Origin of the sequence: Dysgonomonas sp. 521 (assembly GCF_010501055.1) — a bacterium.
GTDB lineage: Bacteria > Bacteroidota > Bacteroidia > Bacteroidales > Dysgonomonadaceae > Dysgonomonas.
In genome coordinates this window covers 1-4,078 of record NZ_QVMO01000168.1, presented here as the reverse complement: position 1 = coordinate 4,078, position 4,078 = coordinate 1, and the positions used below count along the sequence as shown (strand labels likewise).

Here is a 4,078-nt window from a genome sequence, read left to right as displayed (position 1 = left end):
GTTGCTTTCATCAGGCTCAATCTGTACGTAAAGATAGATTTGCAGTACTGGCTCGACAATCCATTCCTTGAACCTCCTGAACCAGCTCCCGAATACCGACAGGGGGTACTTTTTCCAGAATATAGCTGAACCATCGCCTGAACATATTTGCAGGCCGGCATTTGGAAATGCTATTTTTATTTAGGACAGTATTGATTCAATCGCATATTTTCTTTATACATTATTATGATTTGTAAAGAATAAAAGATTATATTTGCACGCCTGAAAGTGTGCGTATGTCCTGATTAGACCTCATTTTGATAAAGGAGGAAATTAAGATGTGTGTGTATTTTATTAGTTTTGAACGAAATAGAAATAAAATAATTAAATAACAAAAAGTAAAATCCAAAATGCAAAACAAAGGCTTTGTAATAACATTTGCAATACTCCTGACGTTGGTGTGCTTATTTTACTTGTCTTTTACATTTGTAACCAAAAGTTATGATAAAAAAGCAGAAAATTTTGCAGCAGCATACGCCTCAGAGCATGCGAAAGACAATCAGCAATTGTACAATGAATTGTACAACAAGCAATACGCTTTCTTCCTTGACTCAATGTCTACAGAGAGAGTTTGGCCCGGATTTCTTGGCGATAGCATAGGGTACACCCTGAAAGAATGCCGCGAAAAAGAAATCGGCCTTGGACTCGACCTCAAAGGTGGAATGAGTGTAATTGTTGAAGTAGATGCCGCAGCGGTACTCCGTTCTTTGGGAGATCAGGATAATGAGGCGTTTATAACAGCTTTAAATCAGGCTTCCGAAGAAAACAGGAAAGGTAGTAACCGTGACTATATCACTATCTTTGTTGATAAATTCAAAGCGAATAACGGCAACAACAAGTTAGCGGCCATATTCAGTACTAAACTTAGAGACCAGGTAGGGCCTACCGACGACGACAATAAGGTTGTCTCCGTATTGCGTACAGAATTACAAAGTGTAGCCGACAACTCGTTCAATGTGCTTCGTACACGTATCGACCGTTTTGGGGTTGTTGCACCAAATATTCAAAAACTAGACCGTGCCGAACGTATTATGATAGAATTGCCAGGTATTAAAGAACCTGAGCGTGTGAAAAAACTATTGCAAGGTAGCGCGAATCTTGAATTCTGGAAAACATACAACTTGCAGGAGATACAAGGTTACCTTGGCCAAATGGAACAACGTTCACAAGAAGCATTAGGTAACACTGCGGCAGCGCCTGCAACAGCAGACTCTCTGGCTTCGGTTTCTGCCGATTCTTTGAAGGTTGAAAATACGTCTAATTTAGGTTTTACAAAATCCCTTTATTCATATTTCTCAACTCTGGGAGGTGGTGCTATTGTTGGTTTTGTAAATAAAAACGATACAGCCGCAGTAAATGCTATATTATATAAATATCAGGACTTATATCCGAACGACCTGAAATTTGCTTGGGGATTCAAAGCTGAAGACCTGAAAGAAACTCAGTTCGCCTTATATTCACTTCGCGGCGATGGTGTAAAAAAAGGACCGGCTTTGGATGGAGAGGTTGTAGTATCTGCAAAAGCAGACCAGTCTCAACATAGTTCGGCATGGGAAGTGGATATGCAGATGAACTCGACAGGAACCCAGCGCTGGGCTACTATTACCGGAGCAGAAATGGGCCGGAGTATTGCCATCGTACTGGATGGCGCTGTATATTCTGCACCAAACGTACAATCGAAGATTGAAGGAGGGCGTTCCCAGATAACCGGACGTTTTACTGTAGATGATGCCAAAGACTTGGAAAACGTATTGAAGTCGGGTAAAATGAAAGCCGGTGTACGTATTGTACAGGAAGATATTGTAGGGCCATCTTTGGGAGAAGAAGCTATTCAGGCTGGTATGATATCATTTGTTCTTGCACTTATTCTGGTAATGGCATACATGTGCCTTGCATACGGTGTGATTCCGGGATTAGTGGCAAATAGTGCGCTATTGCTTAACCTATTCTTCACGATGGGTATCCTTGCATCATTTGGTGCTGTTATGACCTTACCGGGCATTACAGGGTTGGTATTATCGCTGGGGATGGCTGTCGATGCAAACGTATTGATATACGAACGCGCAAAAGAGGAGTTACGTGCCGGGAAGAATACCAAAGTGGCTATAATGGATGGGTATAAACATGCATTCTCTGCTATCTTTGATGCCAACCTGACGTCTGTAATTACAGCAGCTATATTAATTATATTTGGTACTGGAGCTATACAGGGCTTTGCCACTACATTGATTATTGGTATCGTCGCTTCATTTATTACAGCAGTATTCCTTACCCGTTTGTTCTACGATTTTATGTTAAACAGAGGTAAATTCAGAAATCTGACTTTTACAACCCCTATAACTAAAAACCTGTTTGTCAATACCAAGATTGACTTCCTGGGTATGACAAAGAAAATCCTTATTTTCACAGCTATTATTGCGGTTGCAGGAATCGCTTCAATGTTTATCAACAGCCTGAACTGGGGTATAGATTTCACAGGTGGACGTAACTATTTGGTTCGCTTTGAGAAGAATGTAAATGCTGATGAAGTTGAAAAATTATTAGTTCCTGAATTTGAAGGATCGACTGTCCTTGTTTTAACCAGTGGCTCTGCCAGTCAGGCATCTACTTCCAGTCAGGTACGTATTACCACTAACTATAAAGTAGAAGAAACAGGTGACGAAGTAGAAGCCGAGATCAGAGCTAAGATGACTAAAGCTCTCCAAGGCGATCTTGCACCTGGTACTACAATAGATAAATACATAATCAGCTCTCAGTTAGTAGGGCCAAGTGTGGCAGAAGACCTTCAAAAATCGGCCTCGATTGCCGTTGTTTTTGCAATCTTATGTATGGGATTATATATATTGATCCGTTTCCGCGATGTAGCGTTCTCTGTTGGTACATTGGTTGCTGTAGCACATGATGCGATTGTTGTAGTCTTATTGTATTCTATCCTTTATAAGATCATGCCATTCTCTATGGAAATTGACCAGTCATTTATAGCTGCGATATTAACAGTGGTAGGTTACTCTATCAATGATAAGGTTGTTATTTTCGACCGTATCCGTGAAATCAGAACTATTTACCCGAAGAGAAATATAACAGATACTATAAACGAAGCTTTGAACTCCACATTAGGCCGTACGGTAAATACAGCTATGAGTACTTTACTTGGTGTATTTATTATATTCCTGTTAGGTGGAGACACTATCCGTAGCTTTACATTTGCTATCTTTATCGGTATCATTATCGGTACATATTCATCTTTGTTTGTTGCAACCCCTGTTGCTTGGTCAATGTTGAATAAAAAACAGTTAAAGAAAGATATAAAAGCTGTAGAAGCGAAATAAAACTAAAATAACCATCTTTTCGAATTAGAGGCTGATCTTATAGAAGACCAGCCTCTTTTTTCGTTCTTACGGCCTGTTTGAAAAATCAGATTTATACCTATCTTTGTTGTATGTCCGCTAATAATATAACACCCGAAGAACTCTGGTCGAGGCAGCTTATCAGCAGCCTTGACGTTGATTATGATTTGTGGGATAGGAGGAGAAGGTACATACAGGAACTTGCCTGGATGAGCGATAGTTGCATCTTCACTGTCGATGTATTCAAAAAGAGATACGACTTCGCATCAGAGAATTTTTCTTCTGTTTTTGGCTATAACTCTGCTTCGATTAAAACTATCAGGCAACAGGGCGACCTGCTCGAAGAGAGGATCCACCCTGACGACAGAAGGCAACTTGCGGCATACCAAATCGAACATGGGCAGTTTATCTAGTCTCTCCTTACGAATATAAAAGTTTCCAAATAGTTTTCATTTCGCCAGCATTTTCATCAGTAGAAAACTATTTGCATTTGGTTGGCAGCATTTATTATATAGCCAAGAAATGAGATTCTTCATCCATTTCTTGAGATTCCAGGCTGTGGCACTTAGAAGAGCATTGATTTGGACATACCTCTCCCCACAGAGATAATTTTCATGCATTCTGAAGTCTGATTTGAGATGTGCGTTAACCGGTTCTATTGCTGCCCTGCGTCTAAACTTCCTCCGCTTTTT

The 4,078-nt window shown here is 40.2% G+C and carries 2 protein-coding genes and 1 pseudogene; 2 read left to right on the top strand and 1 reads right to left on the bottom strand.

Features of this window, described 5'->3' with window-relative positions:
* Positions 1-389 precede the first annotated feature (389 nt).
* Positions 390-3,368 carry a protein translocase subunit SecDF gene (gene secDF / locus D0T84_RS21530; RefSeq protein ID WP_163309986.1) on the top strand — a complete coding sequence of 993 codons (2,979 nt, stop codon included), beginning with the start codon at positions 390-392 and terminating at the stop codon, positions 3,366-3,368.
* A gap of 110 nt (positions 3,369-3,478) precedes the next feature.
* The gene (locus tag D0T84_RS21525; protein WP_163309985.1) at positions 3,479-3,799 is read left to right on the top strand and encodes a hypothetical protein; all 321 of its coding nucleotides are present in this window, start codon (positions 3,479-3,481) and stop codon (positions 3,797-3,799) included.
* A 182-nt stretch (positions 3,800-3,981) separates the two neighbouring features.
* On the opposite strand, the pseudogene D0T84_RS23395 reads toward D0T84_RS21525, so the two are convergent.
* Positions 3,982-4,078, bottom strand: a pseudogene (locus D0T84_RS23395) (hypothetical protein); the annotation flags it as partial.